The following is a 16738-nucleotide window of genomic DNA, read 5'->3' on the forward strand; positions in this document are numbered from 1 at the left end:
AGGAAAACCGCAGTTTGAAATATTTGTTAATTTTAAAATGAAAATGTTTACAAAAAGAGAATAGGTGCATTTTGGCACTTATATGACACTCTGGAATGGTTCCTGATTTCGCTTATTAAAGGAGAGATGTAATATGACAGCTACCAAAGGTCTGGAAGGCATCGTTGCGACAACCTCTTCGATCAGTTCTATTGTAGACGGTGTGCTCACATACCGTGGTTACGATATCGACGATTTGGCTGAACATGCCAGCTTTGAAGAAGTTGCCTATTTGTTGTGGTTTGGTAAATTGCCAACAACGGATGAACTGAAATCCCTTCGTAAAAGCCTGAGCGATTACGCGCCGATTCCGAGCGAGTTGATTGCACAAATCCAATTGTATCCGAAAAACGTCAGTACCATGGCAGCACTTCGTTCCGCTGTCTCTGCACTTGCACTGTATGACGAGCAAGCGGATGAGATGACAACGGAAGCGAATGAGAACAAAGCGGTTAAGTTGCAAGCACAGTTGCCAACGATTGTGGCAGCCATCGCCCGTATCCGTCAGGGCAAAGAACCTGTGGCTCCAAAAGAAGGCGCTTCCATCGCAGAGAACTTTTTATATATGATGACTGGTGAAGAACCATCCGAGACCGCAGTGAAAGCATTGGATCAAGCCCTTGTCCTGCATGCGGATCACGAGTTAAACGCTTCGACATTTGCAGCCCGTGTAACGGTTGCTACGCTGTCGGATATCTATTCCGGTGTAACTTCCGCCATCGGCGCACTGAAGGGACCACTACATGGCGGTGCTAATGAAGCTGTTATGAAAATGTTGAATGAGATCGGTACGCCTGATCGTCTTGAAGCGGCAATTCAGGAAAAACTGAATAATCGTGAAAAGATCATGGGCTTTGGACATCGGGTGTACAAAAACGGTGATCCACGCGCCAAACATCTACAGAAGATGTCCAAGGAACTTGGCGAGATGAACAATGATACGCGCTTGTATGATATGTCTGTGAAGATCGAGGAACTGGTAACAGGACAAAAAGGACTGAAGCCTAACGTGGACTTCTATTCTGCTTCTGTATATACCCAACTGGAGATCGAACAGGAATTGTTCACTCCGATCTTTGCTATCAGCCGGGTGTCTGGATGGACTGCGCATATTTTGGAACAGCTTGCGGACAATCGCATCATTCGTCCACGTGCGGAGTACACTGGCCCTATAGAACAGAAATACGTTTCTATTGAACTTCGCTAATAGCCGCAAAAACAGTATAATAATATGGACGAGGTGAAGGGTTGGAAAGCAGAGGCTTTACTAACTTAAGCTCTCAGGACCCTTCTCTCAACAAGACTAGTGGTATGATGAATACTGCATATATGAAACCTAGGAGGAATTTTAACTATGAAATTAGAAAAATTTGCTCACCCAACTGAAGGCGAAAAAATCCAAATTGATAACGGTACACTTCAAGTACCTAGTAATCCAATCATTCCATTTATCGAAGGTGACGGTACAGGCCGTGATATCTGGAAAGCTTCCAAACGTGTATTGGATGCAGCTGTTGAAAAAGCTTATGATGGCAACAAAAAAATCGCATGGTATGAAGTGTTTGCTGGACAAAAAGCATTCGATACATACGGAGAGTGGTTGCCGAATGATACACTGGAAGCCATTCGTGAGTATATCGTAGCGATCAAAGGACCATTGACTACGCCAATCGGTGGCGGTATTCGTTCCCTGAACGTAGCCCTGCGTCAAGAGCTTGACCTGTACACATGCTTGCGTCCTGTTCGTTATTTCGACGGTGTACCTTCTCCGGTTAAACGTCCTGAGTTGGTAGACATGGTCATTTTCCGTGAGAACACGGAAGATATCTATGCAGGAATCGAGTATGCTGAAGGTTCTGAAGAAGTGAAAAAAGTGATCCAGTTCCTGCAACAGGAGATGGGTGCTAACAAAATTCGTTTCCCTGAGACTTCTGGTATTGGTATCAAACCAGTTTCTTCCGAAGGTTCGAAACGTCTGGTACGTGCAGCAGTGCAGTACGCAATTGACCATAACCGTAAGACGGTTACATTGGTACACAAAGGTAATATCATGAAATTCACAGAAGGTGCCTTCAAAAACTGGGGATATGAAGTGGCTGAAGAAGAGTTCGCTGACAAAGTATTCACATGGGCACAATACGACATCATCAAAGAAAACGAAGGTACAGATGCAGCGAATGCAGCACAAAAAGCTGCTGAAGATGCTGGTAAAATCATCGTAAAAGATGCGATTGCCGATATCGCTCTGCAACAAGTATTGACTCGTCCAGGCGAATTTGATGTTATCGCAACATTGAACCTGAACGGTGACTATTTGTCCGATGCACTTGCAGCGCAAGTTGGCGGAATTGGTATCGCTCCTGGAGCGAACATCAACTACGTAACAGGACATGCTATCTTCGAAGCAACTCACGGTACTGCACCTAAATACGCGGACAAAGATGTCGTGAACCCTGGTTCCGTTATTCTGTCCGGAGTAATGTTGCTTGAGCACTTGGGATGGCAAGAAGCAGCTAACCTGATCTACAAAGGTATGGAAACATCCATTAACAATAAAACAGTAACGTATGACTTTGCACGTCTGATGGACGGCGCTACTGAAGTGAAATGTTCTGAATTCGCGGATCAAATCATTAAAAACCTGTAAGGGGAGATGTGAATCTTGACTATTCAGCGCAAAAAAATCACAGTAGTCGGCGCCGGTTTTACCGGTGCTACGACCGCATTAATGCTTGCCCAAAAAGAACTCGGGGATGTTGTGCTGGTTGATATTCCTCAACTGGAGAACCCGACGAAGGGGAAAGCACTCGATATGATGGAAGCAAGTCCTGTTCAAGGATTTGATAGTCATATCGTCGGTACTTCCAACTACGAAGATACTGCAGGTTCTGAGATTGTAATCATCACCGCTGGTATCGCCCGTAAACCGGGTATGAGTCGCGACGATCTGGTCAATACGAATGCGGGTATCGTGAAGTCCGTTTGTGAAAATGTGAAAAAATATTGCCCTGATTCCATCGTCATTATTCTAAGCAACCCGGTTGATGCGATGACTTATGCTGCTTATCAGACCCTTGGTTTTCCTAAAAACCGTGTTATCGGTCAGTCAGGTGTTCTGGATACAGCACGTTATTGTACCTTCATTGCGCAAGAGTTGAATGTATCTGTTGAAGATGTTCGTGGATTCGTTCTTGGCGGCCACGGAGACGATATGGTGCCTCTCGTTCGTTATTCGAGCGTGGGGGGCATTCCAATCGATACCCTGATTCCGGCTGACCGGATCGAATCCATCGTTCAGCGTACACGTGTTGGCGGTGGTGAGATTGTGAATCTGCTTGGTAACGGCAGTGCATATTACGCACCGGCGGCTTCACTTGTTCAGATGACCGAAGCGATTTTGAAGGACAAGAAACGTATCATCCCAGTGATCGCTTATCTTGAAGGTGAATATGGTTATAATGATCTGTTCCTCGGTGTACCAACCATTTTGGGTGGTAACGGCATTGAGAAAATATTCGAACTTGACCTGACAGCGGAAGAAAAAGCAGGATTGGACAAATCTGCTGATTCGGTTCGCAACGTCATTTCGGTAGTAAACCTGTAAGTTTGAAAACTTTTTGAACAGAAGCTAAAAGAAAACCTCCGGTAAACCCGGAGGTTTTCTTTTCTTTGGATAAGTTCCCCAGTATAATGGGATGTGATGTATAGCACACCGAAAATGTTGAGGAGGATGAAAATTTTGACAATGATTATGTATCTGCTCCATATTGTTGGAGCACTGGCGATGGGATTCTATTTGATTCTGCCATTTGTGGTCGGTAAAATCCGTACTTTGAATGCCGCAGCACAAGAGGGAGCCTTTGCATCACTTCGTTCTTTGAACAAAGTCGCGCAGTATGGACTTGTAATCCAACTTCTTACTGGTGGTTACCTGATGACCAAAGGTGAGTATTCTCATGTCTGGATGGCTGTCGTTGTTGTTCTGCTCTTGGCTATTGCGGCAATTGGAGGAATTATGGGTAAACCGCTGCGACTCGCTGCAGAAGGTGTGAAAAACAAACGTGATGTGGGTCCTGAGCAAAGCAAGATCCGTATGTTCAGTACACTTCTGGCTGTATTCTTGCTAATCATGGTGTACCTGATGGTGAATAATCAGGTGATCTAAGTGCGTTGCGGACGGTTAATCCACCCTACGAAGATGTATTTTTAGTTGTTGGTTAAGCGTTTGCAGGCGTAATTAGGACAAGCCGGATGAGATGTAAGATGGTGTTTCGTTGAAACAAACAAAAAATAGACAGCCTCATTGGCTGTCTATTTTTTGTTATTACCAAGATAAAATCAGCAGTCCTCAGTTTATTTGAACTGGAACTAGAGGGATGACTACCATACATAACAGTATGCATATTCCATCAGACACGGTCTACATTGGCTAGGTTGTACTCACAGTATACGCACGCACTGCATTTCGACCATTGCGCTTGGATTCGTACAAGGCAGTATCAGCGTCGCGTAACAATGACTCCAGCGAATCCGATCCTCCATTGTACTGGGCAATACCAAAGCTTGAGGTCAGCGTAATAGGCACTCCCTTAACATCCAGGGGGTCATTTAACAAGGCAACTCTCAGTTGTTCGGCAAGTTTCTCGGCTTCTTGAAGTGACGTATTCGGAAGAGCGATGACAAACTCTTCGCCTCCATATCGGGCAAACAACATCTCAGGGCTTAAATATCGATTACAGACAGAGACCACATGAATGATGGCCTGATCGCCAACATCATGCCCGTACGTATCGTTGATGCGTTTAAAGTAATCAATATCAAATAAAATAAATGAAACAGGTTGCGGATTAAGCTGAGCTTCACTCAAAATCTCCCGTCCTTTATGCAAAAATTGAGTGCGGTTATAGATTTTGGTCAGACCGTCGAAATAAGCCAGCTGTTTTAGCTGTTCTTGCAAGAAACGTTGTTCTGTTATATCGATTAACATAATTAGACTGCCCACAGGCTGTGCATCCTTGTTATACACGTAAGATGTCCTGACCTGATAACAGACGGTCTCTCCATTTAACTGCCAGTACAGATCGGTTTGCAATCCTTCTCTTCCGTATTCAACGGGAAACGTCTTTCCAGCAAGATTAAGCCAGATATCATCCAAGGGTTGGCCAATCATGGTTGTATTAAGCTCTGGCAACATGTCACGCAGAGATCTGTTGTAATCGACCAGTCGATTGAAACTATCCAGTACAATAACACCTTCACGCATGCTCTCGAAAATACTGTCTTTGGCGATGGGGACGATGGTCAGTAGACGTGAGGATAGAATCGCCCAGATATACATGGCAGATGTGATACACATGAGTACGGGTACGGGGTCCATCCCGCCGGGAGTCAAACCAAGCAAATACAGAAAAGCTGCGACCATAGGAATAATCTGTGAAGTAATGAGAGTAAGTAATTGACGACGATACATCTTCTTGGTATGTCTCCATTGTCCAATCAGAATAAGGCAGGCACATAACAGACAGGAGAAGGTGAATGCACCATGTACAACATACCATTGACCCACTGCGATATCCATCAGAGGAACGGGACTATCTTCTCTTAGCCATACTTTTTTATAAAATAGATGATGAAAGTCATTGGTTGCAACCATACCTAGTGTAATGGAAGGGATTACAAACAGCGCGGCAGTTACCTTTTTGGATAACGTTTTTCCAGTGTACTTTATCATCAACATGAGGCCAAGAGATGCGGAGAAGGGCATGCCTATATACTCCACGGTGGTCCAAAACTTCATCTGTTCCAGCGTGTTGCTGGCCAGCTCAATCGCATAACCAAAAGTGTATATGGAGAGTGCAGCTGTGTAGAGAATGAATATCTTGGAACTGGGGATCTCGGATCTTCTGAAATAGGTATATAAACACAAAAAGACATTCAGCACGGCTGAAGTAGCTACGAGTGTTATATATGTATTAATATGCGATTCCATTGTCAGGTCTCCATGTTAGGTTAGAATGATTAAACCAATAAAAATGAGAGTTAAAGCACATCAGTATACTGTACATTGTACATCAGCCCAAGCAGCATAGGAATACACTTTGTATCATGAAACAGTCTAATTTCGAATAAATTTCGAATTTTTGCAAAACAGGCATTGAAGCAAATCGGTTGTTTGACATCCAAAGAGAGTGGTAAATAACGATTAGAGACAGCGCGCTGAGGCTTAAGTTGCTGTTCATCGCAGAAGAATAATCTGAACTGTTCATGCCATCCTACAGAATGAGACTTTTTCAGAGAACGAAAGACAAGGAAGATTGCAGTTAGAGTCCATGTCTTCTGTAATCCAAACATGTTCACATTTTGAGAGGAGAATGTTAGATGTCAACCAATACACAACAAAATCAAAAAACAATGCCAGCACAGCATCAGGATCAACGCCCCGGTATTGAATCGGAGATGCATCCTAGACCGGAATTTGAGAAGCCTGAATACAAGGCAGCAGGTAAACTGACGGGTAAGGTGGCGCTTATTACAGGGGGTGACAGCGGAATTGGACGTGCTGTTGCTGTTACGTATGCCAAGGAAGGCGCGGATGTCGCGATTGTATACCTGAACGAGCACGAAGATGCCAAGGAAACGAAACGTCAGGTCGAACAAGAAGGACGCAAGTGCATCTTGATTGCAGGTGATATTGGTGATGATGCCTTTGCGAAGAAATCAGTTCAGCAGACAGTAGATGAACTGGGCAAACTGGACATTGTCGTGAATAACGCAGCAGAACAGCATCCACAGCAGAATCTGGAGGATATTACGCCAGAACAGCTGGAGCGTACATTCCGTACCAATATCTTCGGCATGTTCTATGTGACACAAGCAGCCCTTCCACATCTGAAGCAGGGCAGTACGATTATTAATACAACCTCCATCACAGCCTATCGCGGAAGCCCGACCCTGCTTGACTATTCATCTACCAAAGGAGCAATCACTTCGTTCACTCGTTCGCTGTCGATGAATGTGATTGAGAAGGGAATACGTGTCAATGCCGTTGCACCAGGGCCGATCTGGACACCACTCATTCCATCCACATTTGATGAGAAAAAAGTAAGTGAGTTCGGCGCAACGCAGCCAATGAAGCGGCCAGGACAACCGGATGAACTGGCTCCCGCTTACGTATACCTTGCTTCGGATGACTCTTCGTATGTGAGCGGACAGGTGATGCATGTGAATGGCGGCGAAGTGGTGAACGGATAATACGTTAAGGACGTTTAGATTCAGGATAAGATTGATTATATAGAGAGGCGTATCGTTTTCAGCATGGCTGAGCGGTGCGTCTTTTTTATATCAGGTGAATATGTATGTCAAAGATACGGTTAGCACCTGTTTACAAAAGTCGGCATCTCTGTTGATACAACTATGATATTTTATTATTATCCTTGTCTGACTGCATTTGATAGCGTATTACAAAGTACTCACTGAAAAGATTGGGAGTCCCCTAATCTGTGATATGATAGATCGAGCAATTATACTCGGAGGGACAAGTCATATGAAAATGAGCAAACAGAATGCAGCACATTATGTATGGGGTGCACAGTGCGACGGTTGGCATCTCGTTCAAAATGAAACACTGAGCATTATTCATGAACGAATGCCCGCAGGAACGGCTGAAATACGACATGTTCATTCGGTAAGCCGTCAGTTTTTTTTCATCCTCAGCGGTGAAGCATGTATGGAACTTAATGGAGAAACGTTTGTGCTGGAAACCCATGAAGGAATAGAGATTGCACCCGGGATGCCGCATCAGATGATGAATCGGAGCGACGAAGAAGTGGAGTTTCTTGTAATTTCCAATCCAGGTACCCGTGGGGACCGAATTGAACTGGATTCAATGTAGAGCAATTCATAAGATATTAATCTGATCATAAAGGAAGAGATAGATGAGACCGTTCCGAATTCGCCTTGCCATCATTATGATGGTGCTGATCGGCGTATCCGTCATTGTGGCTGGATACACGATGGGCAGAGTGTTTAAGACTACGCATATAGCCGCATTGGAGCAAACCATGGTGCGCGAGATTAATTTGCTCAAAGCAACTTTTCCATTCCATGATGCAAGTGATCCAACCTCGGAATCCACACGAAAGTATTATTCAGATCGGGCGCTGGAACTGGATCGTCTGACGGATTCCCGGGTAACCTTCATCAATAAAGACGGCATGGTCATTGGAGATTCCGAGAGTGATCCGGCATCGATGGATAATCACTTGAACCGTGAGGAGATTAAGGGTGCCGTCGGAGATGGATACGGACAATCCATACGTTACAGTGAGACATTGGGACAGGACATGCTGTATGTAGCACTACCTGTGAATTCGGATCAAAGTGACATGATTGAAATACCTAGCGGCAAATTTGATGGGTACATCCGCCTTTCCATGAGTCTGCATGCGGTTGATCAGGGTCTTCAGCGTGGTTGGATGATTATGTTTGCTGCACTTGGGCTATTGTTCTTAATTGTCGCGTTTGTCAGTTATCGGGTTGCACGCGGATTAACCTCCCCCATTGAGCATATTACGAAAGTTGCTCATCGGATCACCAAGCTGGAATACGATGCCAGAGTTGATGTAACGCGTAGAGATGAGATCGGACAACTGGGGCTTGCGATCAACGGAATGGCAGACAGCTTGCAGTCCCAACTGAAGACGATCCGTGACAATGAAGCGTTGTTACAGAGTGTCCTCGCGAACATGACCGGAGGTATTGTCATGATCGACGCAGGGCAATCCATTGCACTGGTCAATCGGGAAGCGGAGCGTATGCTTGGTATTCAGGCAGGAAAGGTTACGGGTAAGCCTTATACTGAATTGAAAAGACACTACGAATTAACACGTACCATTGAAGAGAGTGTTGCACTGAAAGAACGGATGCATGAAGAAGTAAGTGTGTTCAACCCGGAGGAAAAATTGATTCGTATTGATGGGGTACCCATGTCCGAAGATGATGGCGGGTATCGAGGCATGTTGTTCCTTTTACAGGACGTGACGGCGATCCGTAGACTGGAGTCGATGCGTAGTGAGTTTGTCGCGAATGTTTCTCACGAGCTCAAGACACCAGTCGCTGCGGTCAAAGGGTTTGCCGAAACGTTGCTCAGCGGCGGTGTACAGGATAAGGAGACAGAGCGATCATTCCTGAAAATCATCTATGATGAAGGAGATCGACTTAACCGATTAATTGGGGATATTCTGGAGTTATCCAAAATTGAATCGAAACGCGCGCCGCTGCAATGCTCCCCTGTGCATGTACACTCTTTCTTCGAAATGGTGCTGGGCACCTTGTCCAAGGTGGCGGAGAAAAAGCAGATTCGTCTGGAAATGCATGTTCCGGAGGAGCTGTACATTGAAGCGGATGAGGACAAGATGAAGCAGATTTTCATCAATCTGTTATCCAACGGCATCAACTATACCCCCGATGGTGGACGAGTGAAGTTACAGGTGACGATGGATAACGATGATGAAGTTGTCTTTGCGGTGTCGGATACAGGCATTGGCATACCGAAAAAAGATTTGCCGCGAATCTTCGAGCGGTTCTATCGTGTTGATAAAGGCAGATCCCGTAATTCAGGGGGCACAGGCCTTGGACTTTCCATCGTTAAACATCTGGTGGAACTGCATCATGGCAAATTGTCTGTAGAGAGTGAACTGGGCATGGGGACAACGTTCCGTGTGATCCTTCCATTCATTCAGGAAGAAGAGATGTAGGCGTCTGGTTAGGGCGTGTCTCAAAATTCGCTGAAGTGCATCTTTTACCGCCTTTTCGCCCCCTGCTGCGTCACTTTCCCTTGACGTGCCCCGGCACGCCTGCGGAAAACTTCCTGGCTTGGAACGAAAATTCGGAAAAATCTGCTTCCTTCAGAATTTTCAGACACGCCCTATCAAAATGTAAAAAGTGTGTATTGTTTTACACCGCGTTAACAAATTAGTGCTATGATAGAAAAAGTGTTGTGGCAACAGACAACCTATGAAGAGAGAAGGGGTATCATGGCACAGCGTTTACTAGTTATTGAAGATGAACCTACATTATCAAGATTACTCACGTATAACCTGACACAGGAAGGTTACGACGTTACGGCAGAGGATCACGGATCTGCAGGATATGATCGGGCATTGTCCCAGGAATTTGATCTCATTTTGCTGGATTTGATGCTTCCAGGCATGAATGGTCTGGACATTCTGAACAAGTTAAGAATACAGGGTGTCAGTACACCGGTTATCATTCTGACGGCCAAGAACGGTGAAGCTGAGGTTGTACAGGGACTGAAATCGGGTGCCGATGATTATATTACCAAACCATTTGGTGTATCAGAGTTATTAGCCCGAGTGGATGCGGTATTAAGACGTTATTCCAATGGCGAAGATTTACCACAGCTTGAGGACAAAGATGGCTCACGAATTATTCTGGGAGAGCTGGAGATCTATCCTTTGAAATATGAAGTGACACTGGGTGGACAATCCATCAGTCTGCGTCCGAAAGAGTTCGAAGTACTTCTATATTTGGCCAAAAAGCCGGGTGTGGTACTGACACGGGATGATCTGATGAACGCTGTGTGGGGCTTCGATTATATCGGAGGTCAACGAACGGTGGATGTTCACGTCAGTTCATTACGTAAAAAGCTGGAGTTGGACCCGGAATCGGTTCACATTGATTCCATTCGTGGTGTAGGTTATAAATTGGTTGTCAAAAGAAAAACTCCCCATCATTCAAGTTAGCAATGATCGGGGAGTTTTATTTTACGTTCGTTTAACATAAAGGAGGATTTTACTTTACGTAGAGGGAGTAGCATGGACTTATCTGGGTGATACTTTATACCTACATAATCTATCTCAAGACGGAGCTAATACGTAAAGGAGATTGCGCATTTATGCCCATGTTGCTCGAAGTGAAACCTGACCAGCCTCATGTTGTTTTACATAGTGAAGAATTAATAACATCCGAAATAAAGCATAGTGAAGAAACAGTTGTTGCTGAAGAACCTGTAATCCATTTACATGACTATTATCGTCAGGTACCTGTCGCGGGGGTCCATACAACCTGTGGAGAAGCTGCGACGATGATGAATCAGGATCAGGAGCACCCATGTATTGTACTGTGTGATGAGCAGATGAAACCTACTGGATTGTTAATGCGAGAGACGTTATATCGGATGTTAAATGGCCGTTTTGCCGCAGATCTATTCTACCGTAAGCCAGTCATACAAGTAGTGAATACATCTCCCGTTATAGCAGATATTCATATGGAAGCCTCAACCATTATTGATATCGCACTTGGACGGAATGAACAGCATTTTTACGATTGTCTGCTGGTTACGGACCAAGGCAGACTGCTTGGTGTGCTGACGATGCGTGACGTAATGTCGCTATCCCGCAGATTGCAACAGGCTGTTACGGAAGAGCGTATACGTACAGTAACCGAGAGCAGACAGGAGATATCCAGAATCAACGATGCGGTCACCAAGCTGGTGAATGCAGCGAATCAGACCGTTCATGAGGCCCGTGAGATCATGGCATTGTCCAAGCAGGGCGAAGAGAGTTTGAAACACGTTGATGCTTCCTATAACCGGGTACATCAGCATATGGAGAGTCAAGGACAACATGCGGATCACATGCTGAATTCGATCAAAACAGGTTCAGGCATGGCACAATCCATTCGCTCCCTGGCAGATCAAAGTGGTCTCCTCGCCCTGAATGCTTCCATCGAAGCAGCTCATGCTGGTGAATATGGACGAGGGTTTCAGATTGTTGCAGGTGAGATTCGAGCGCTCGCAAAACAGACCCGTGAGGTTGCGGGGAACATGTCTTCATTGTTAGAGAATATTGGTGGATTGACCCTTCAGACTGTTGAACTGGTTAAGGCAAGCGGAGCGGAGATTGACGACAGTTCGGTACATGTCACCGCAGGGGGAGCAACGTTCCGACAACTGAACAGTGCGGTGAGAGATTTGTCTCGTATAGCAGAGGAGATTGCCATGGAAGGCGGGAAAGCTGGAGAAGTGGCAGAGCACATTCGTACGAAGCTGGATGAGATGGTTTCGAATAGTGAGTAATATAAAGTAGTCAATAAGACAGACATCAGGAATCAGATTGATCCATCAAGCAGATCATGAAGGTTAAGGATGTCTTTTTTACATTCCGTTAACATGAAAGTGATACTGTTTTTACAATGAAAGGGTAGGATATTAAAGATGGCCGAGCAGCGATGACAGATTATCAGCATCGGTCTCAACGTAAAGGGAGTTTCCGTGTCCCTGCAGCGAAGGAGAAGTGAACATCCATGAAGGACCTCATTCACATTGAAAATCTTAATTTATATTATGATACGCATCACGCGCTTAAAAATATATCGATGGATCTGCCGGAAAAAACCGTTACTGCGTTCATCGGGCCGTCAGGTTGTGGTAAATCGACATTGCTTCGCACGTTAAACCGGATGAATGACATGATTCCGGGTGTTCGTGTGGAAGGACAGGTTATGCTGAATGGCTCTGACATTTACAGTAACGAGATTGAAGTGGAGACACTGCGCAAACGAGTTGGCATGGTGTTCCAACAACCGAATCCTTTTCCAAAATCCATTTACGATAACGTGGCTTATGGACCGCGCCTGCACGGGGTAACCCAAAAGGCTGAACTGGATCAGTTGGTGGAACAAAGTCTTGTCCATGCTGCACTGTGGGATGAAGTGAAGGATGTATTGAAAAAGTCGGCACTTAGTTTGTCCGGTGGACAACAACAGCGTCTCTGTATTGCACGGGCGCTGGCTGTACAGCCTGACGTTCTGCTGATGGATGAAGCAACGTCTGCACTCGACCCAATCTCCACATTGAAGATTGAGGAGTTAGTGAAGGAATTGCATCACAAGTACACGATCGTTATGGTTACCCACAATATGCATCAGGCGGCACGGGTATCCGGACGCACGGTATTTTTCCTGAATGGTGAAGTGGTGGAGGCAGCTGATACGGAGACGTTATTCTCCACACCGCAAGATTCCCGGACCGAGGATTATATATCTGGAAGGTTCGGTTAAGCGAGCTGAGTTGGAATGATCCCGGCATAACCGGAGATGATGGATAAGGAGGACATGAAATCTATGATTCGCAGAAAAGAATTTGATCAGGAGCTTGAAGAGCTGCGTACCTTGCTCAAACAAATGGGTGAACATGTAGGATCAGCATTGGATGGTGCTATTGAGAGTTTACAAACGATGAACGCGGAGAAAGCTCAGGTCATCATCAAGAATGATGCGAATCTGAATGCCCTTGAAGACAAAATTATGGAACTTGGCTCCAAACTGATCATCACACAACAGCCGGTCGCGAAGGATCTCAGACGTATTATCGTGGCATTCAAAATCTCCAGTGATCTGGAGCGTATGGGAGATCTTGCGCTCGATGTGGCGAAGGTGACACTCCGGATGGATGGACAGAAGTTGATTAAACCTTTGGTGGATATCCCGCAAATGGCAGAAATCGTGAAATCCATGATTGATGAATCCATCGAATCTTTCCTGAAAGAAAACACAGACTTGGCCTATAAAATGGCTCAAACGGACGATCAGGTAGATCAACTGTACAGCCACATGATCAGTGATCTCTACACGTTAATGACAGAGCATCCTAATCAGGCTTCACAGGCTATGCTGCTGATGATGGTTGGACGTTACATTGAACGTATTGGCGATCATGCAACCAACATTGGTGAGAGCACGGTGTACCTGGTGACAGGTAAACGTCCGGATCTGAATCAATAGGAAGAGCATTACTTTGGAATTGGGGAATTAGTGCTGATTAAGTAATGCAATCATATGAATGGAAAAGGACTTTCTCTCAGGTAGGCTGTGTACAGCTGTCTGTGGAGAAGGTTCTTTTTTGCGATTAAATGTGAAGTGAAAGAGGCTATTCTTTTTGATGTGACAGGTGGGTATGGTATCATGAGAGTAGATGTAATTTGAAGAGGTTGACCATATAATACGCGAGGTGCTGGAATGGACAAGTTTATTCTCATAGATGGAAATAGCATTATTTACAGGGCGTTTTTTGCAATGCCGCCTCTGACCAACTCGAAAGGTCTGCATACCAATGCGGTATATGGCTTCACTACGATGCTGCTGAGACTGCTTGAAGAGCATAAACCTACACATGTCATGGTTGCATTTGATGCAGGCAAAATCACGTTCCGCCACGAAGGGTACCAGGAGTACAAGGGCGGACGGGAGAAAACACCACCAGAGTTGTCAGAGCAATTCCCTTTGCTCAAAGAACTGCTGAAAGGACTTGGCATCGCTCAGTTTGAGCTTGCTGGATTTGAAGCGGATGACATCATCGGAACGTTAACCAAACGCGCAGATGAAGCGGGCAGACAGGTGCTTGTTGTATCGGGTGACAAAGATATGCTGCAGCTTGCTTCCGAACATGTACATATCGGGCTGACACGTAAAGGGGTAACCGATATTGAACTGTATGATCCTGCTCAGATTAAGGAGCGTTATGGTCTGACGCCGCTGCAAATCATTGATCTCAAGGGTCTGATGGGCGATGCGTCCGATAACATTCCGGGGATTCCCGGGGTTGGAGAGAAAACAGCGTTGAAACTGTTGCACCAGTTCGGATCGGTAGAAGATGTGCTGAACGGCACAAGTGAGCTGAAAGGCAAGATGAAAGAAAAGATCGAGGCCCATGCCGAAGATGCCCGGATGAGCAAACAACTCGCGACGATTCACCGGGAAGTTCCGCTGGAGCAGACGTGGGAGGATATGCAATTCGCTGGATTAAAAGAAGAACATGCTGGCCCTGCATTGGCTAAGCTGGAATTTAAATCCTTGCTCGAACGCCTGTCGTTCAGTGGCAGCATCGGTTCTGAACAGGAAGCGGTCCCTGCTGCCGAAGTTGAATCCTCCATTGCAACAGAGGACAACATCAGTGAGCTGTTCAGTTCCCTCGATTCCATTGATGTACTCCACGTGGAGACACATGGGGATAACCCGCACCAAGCGAAATTGATTGGACTTGCTGTAGGTTCTGCTGGAACATATACGTTCATATCTCCCGAATTGCTTCATTCCGAGGCAGCGGCTCCAGTGCGGGCATGGCTTGGTAATTCAGACCAGCCAAAACGCGGGTATGATCTTCATCGTGTTGACCTGGCCCTGCATGCGCATGGCATTGAATTCGCTGGTGCGTCATTTGATGTACAACTGGCTGCTTATTTGCTTGATCCAACGGAATCCAACCAGACGATTAGTGGACTCACGACCAAGTATGGTCTGCCGTCACTTGTGGAGGATGACACGGTTATGGGCAAAGGGGCCAAGTACAAGGTACCGGAAGTGGAGATCTTGGGTGATTTCCTATGCCGCAAAGCTGCTGCAGTAGCAGCCATTATTCCACTTCAGGAGCAGGTGCTGGAAACGGATGAGATGAATTCGCTGTTCCATGAACTGGAGATGCCGTTGTCACGCATATTGGCGGACATGGAGAAACAGGGCATCAAGGCCAATACGGCCGATCTACAGGCTTTGGGCAGTGAGTTTGAAGAACAGATCAGCAGGTTGATGGCTGAGATCTACAAGCTGTCAGGAACGGAATTTAATCTGAATTCACCAAAGCAACTGGGTGAGATTTTATTTGATAGACTGGGCTTGCCAGTGGTGAAGAAAACCAAAACGGGCTACTCCACAGATGCTGAAGTATTAGAGAAATTGGCCCCTTATAATGATGTGGTCAAGCATATTCTGCAATATCGTCAGCTTGCCAAGCTGCAATCCACTTATGTGGAAGGATTACTGAAAGAGATATCCGATCGCGATGGCAAAGTGCACACGTATTACCGTCAGACCATTGCTGCAACGGGACGACTTAGCAGTCAATTCCCGAACTTGCAGAACATTCCGATCCGGATGGAAGAAGGTCGCAAAATCCGGAAGGTATTTGTTCCTTCCGAACCTGGATGGTCCATTTTGGCAGCAGACTATTCCCAGATTGAACTGCGTGTACTGGCCCACATTTCAGACGATGAGCGCTTGAAGGAAGCGTTTGTCAACGATATGGATATTCATACAAAGACCGCTTCGGATGTATTCGGCGTGAAGCCTGAGGATGTGGATGGGGATATGCGTCGTTCCGCCAAGGCAGTTAACTTTGGTATCGTGTATGGAATAAGTGATTATGGCTTATCACAGAACCTGCATATTACACGTAAAGAGGCTGCGCAGTTTATAGATCAGTATTTTGAAGTATTCCAGGGTGTCCGCCGATATATGGATGACATTGTGAAGGAAGCTCGTCAGGATGGTTACGTCAAAACGTTGTTGGAACGACGTCGTTACCTGCCAGAGATTAACGCCAGTAACTTCAATCTGCGTTCCTTCGCAGAGCGTACGGCGATGAATACACCTATTCAGGGAACAGCGGCAGATATCATCAAGCTGGCCATGGTACAGATGGATGAAGCGCTGCGGGAACGCAAGTTGAAGAGCCGTATGTTGCTTCAGGTGCACGATGAACTTGTATTCGAAGTGCCTGCGGATGAATTGGAACTGATGAAAGAGTTAGTGCCTTCAGTTATGGAAAAAGCATTGGAACTGTCGGTTCCGCTGAAAGCAGAAGTCAGCTTTGGTGATAACTGGTACGAAGCGAAATAAATCAACT

The 16738-nt window shown here is 45.7% G+C and carries 13 protein-coding genes; 12 read left to right on the forward strand and 1 reads right to left on the reverse strand.

The annotated features are described in order from the left end of the window. The first annotated feature begins 133 nt into the window (after positions 1–133). From citZ to MKY44_RS07765, 4 genes are all read left to right on the forward strand, one after another. Positions 134–1246: a citrate synthase gene (gene citZ, locus MKY44_RS07750; protein ID WP_341006642.1), complete on the forward strand. Its 1113-nt coding sequence runs from the start codon at positions 134–136 to the stop codon at positions 1244–1246. 147 nt (positions 1247–1393) lie between these two features. Beyond that, on the forward strand, positions 1394–2686 hold the full coding sequence (gene icd / locus MKY44_RS07755; protein ID WP_036609828.1) for an NADP-dependent isocitrate dehydrogenase: 1293 nt from the start codon (positions 1394–1396) through the stop codon (positions 2684–2686). 15 nt (positions 2687–2701) lie between these two features. Next, positions 2702–3643, forward strand: coding sequence for a malate dehydrogenase (gene mdh, locus MKY44_RS07760; protein ID WP_036609827.1), 942 nt, complete (start codon positions 2702–2704; stop codon positions 3641–3643). A gap of 135 nt (positions 3644–3778) precedes the next feature. Next, positions 3779–4204: a hypothetical protein gene (locus MKY44_RS07765; RefSeq protein ID WP_017689485.1), complete on the forward strand. Its 426-nt coding sequence runs from the start codon at positions 3779–3781 to the stop codon at positions 4202–4204. A 264-nt stretch (positions 4205–4468) separates the two neighbouring features. Here the strand turns inward: MKY44_RS07765 and MKY44_RS07770 are convergent, their stop codons facing one another. Next, positions 4469–6028: a histidine kinase N-terminal 7TM domain-containing diguanylate cyclase gene (locus tag MKY44_RS07770; protein WP_341006643.1), complete on the reverse strand. Its 1560-nt coding sequence runs from the start codon at positions 6026–6028 to the stop codon at positions 4469–4471. Positions 6029–6417: 389 nt separating this feature from the next. Here MKY44_RS07770 and MKY44_RS07775 point away from each other — a divergent pair, with 389 nt between their 5' ends. The 8 genes from MKY44_RS07775 to polA all read left to right on the forward strand — a co-directional run bounded on the left by MKY44_RS07775 (position 6418) and on the right by polA (position 16731). Beyond that, complete coding sequence (locus tag MKY44_RS07775) at positions 6418–7290, forward strand: SDR family oxidoreductase (protein WP_341006644.1); 873 nt, start codon at positions 6418–6420, stop codon at positions 7288–7290. A 292-nt stretch (positions 7291–7582) separates the two neighbouring features. Continuing rightward, entirely contained in the window at positions 7583–7930 is a 348-nt protein-coding gene (locus tag MKY44_RS07780; protein ID WP_341006645.1) for a cupin domain-containing protein, read from the forward strand. 43 nt (positions 7931–7973) lie between these two features. Beyond that, positions 7974–9794 carry a two-component system histidine kinase PnpS gene (gene pnpS / locus MKY44_RS07785; RefSeq protein ID WP_341006646.1) on the forward strand — a complete coding sequence of 607 codons (1821 nt, stop codon included), beginning with the start codon at positions 7974–7976 and terminating at the stop codon, positions 9792–9794. A gap of 279 nt (positions 9795–10073) precedes the next feature. Then, on the forward strand, positions 10074–10802 hold the full coding sequence (locus MKY44_RS07790; RefSeq protein ID WP_091032528.1) for a response regulator transcription factor: 729 nt from the start codon (positions 10074–10076) through the stop codon (positions 10800–10802). A 152-nt stretch (positions 10803–10954) separates the two neighbouring features. Next, the gene (locus MKY44_RS07795) at positions 10955–12136 is read left to right on the forward strand and encodes a methyl-accepting chemotaxis protein (protein WP_341006647.1); all 1182 of its coding nucleotides are present in this window, start codon (positions 10955–10957) and stop codon (positions 12134–12136) included. 227 nt (positions 12137–12363) lie between these two features. Further along, a complete protein-coding gene (pstB, locus tag MKY44_RS07800; protein ID WP_036609821.1) occupies positions 12364–13119 on the forward strand; it encodes a phosphate ABC transporter ATP-binding protein PstB in 756 nt (251 codons plus the stop codon). A gap of 63 nt (positions 13120–13182) precedes the next feature. Continuing rightward, on the forward strand, positions 13183–13842 hold the full coding sequence (phoU, locus tag MKY44_RS07805) for a phosphate signaling complex protein PhoU (RefSeq protein WP_341006648.1): 660 nt from the start codon (positions 13183–13185) through the stop codon (positions 13840–13842). Between the two features lie 234 nt (positions 13843–14076). Then, positions 14077–16731 carry a DNA polymerase I gene (polA, locus tag MKY44_RS07810; protein ID WP_340936400.1) on the forward strand — a complete coding sequence of 885 codons (2655 nt, stop codon included), beginning with the start codon at positions 14077–14079 and terminating at the stop codon, positions 16729–16731. Positions 16732–16738 lie beyond the last annotated feature (7 nt).

Source organism: Paenibacillus sp. FSL R7-0026 (assembly GCF_038004485.1).
GTDB classification, from domain to species: domain Bacteria; phylum Bacillota; class Bacilli; order Paenibacillales; family Paenibacillaceae; genus Paenibacillus; species Paenibacillus xylanexedens_A.